This is a genomic window from Streptococcus oralis (assembly GCF_001578945.1).
Classification (GTDB): domain Bacteria; phylum Bacillota; class Bacilli; order Lactobacillales; family Streptococcaceae; genus Streptococcus; species Streptococcus oralis_Q.
Window position 1 is genome coordinate 1 of record NZ_KQ969575.1, and the last position, 1,012, is coordinate 1,012.

A 1,012-nucleotide genomic window follows, 5' to 3' on the forward strand; every position below is an offset into this window, starting at 1 on the left:
CTGTTGTACAGACATGTTTCAAGGTGTTCTGCAAGGCTGTACCCCAGTTTCGGAGGAGATTCATACCCTCTCGGATGGTTGGGGAAGAGCTCAAGCCTGTAGCCAGCGCATAGGCAGACCGAACTACTTGTTGGCGTTTGGCCTCTATCTGAGCTACTGTTTGCTGGTATTTCGTTTGTACATAGTCGCGGGTACTATTGTAGGTCGTTTGAACCTTATTCCACTGTCTGCCAACCCAATTCGATGCGCGATTGTATTGGGTGCTGACCCAGTTAGTCGCGTGGTTGAAGGCACTCTTGGTCGCATTCCAAGCCTTGGAGGCGAAGCTCTTCACACTATTCCAGGTGTTTGAGGCCACTCTTTTCACCGTATTCCAGGTATTAGATGCGACTCGTTTAACACCATTCCAAGCATTAGAGGCTATCTTTTTAACATAGTTCCAGCCTTTTTTGATACTGTTCCAGAAGTGCCCACTTGGGTCAGTATAGTTGACGGGATTGTTCTGCACATAGCTGTAGCGGTTCTGGCTGAGAGGATCTGTCACCTCACCTGGGTAGCTATCCTCTGTTAAGAAAGTAGCTCCCTGACTATCATAATACCTTGCGCGTAAATAGTCAAGTCCGGTATCGTCACGAGCTTCACTGTTATAGGCGAATGGATTCCCTGTCGTGTCTGTACTTGTCTTTCTTGCCCCATAGAGATTATAACTCGTTGATGCGACGGCTTGTCCTTCCTTGGTCAAGTAGTTGTAGGTTTCTATCTAATAAGATTTTATAGAAAAAATGAAGTTGAGACAGCATTATCTCGACTTCATTTCCTGAAGACAAACACAGATTTAATAAACTTCCAGTTCATCCCATTCTTCACACAATGTTTTACCATTGATTAATCCTGCAGATAAGAGTTCGTTTTGATTATGGAACACTCTATAATCTTTCTCAGAAGCAGTAAAATATATTTCCCCCAAATCTTTCCGTTGACTAATATAAAATTTTTTATCTTGATAATATAT

Annotated in this window: 1 protein-coding gene; it reads right to left on the reverse strand. The window is 43.1% G+C overall.

The window, feature by feature from the left end:
• The coding region (locus tag SORDD16_RS09790; protein WP_241734066.1) for an RHS repeat-associated core domain-containing protein at positions 1 to 742 on the reverse strand (742 nt) is incomplete at its 3' end.
• Positions 743 to 1,012: the final 270 nt, after the last annotated feature.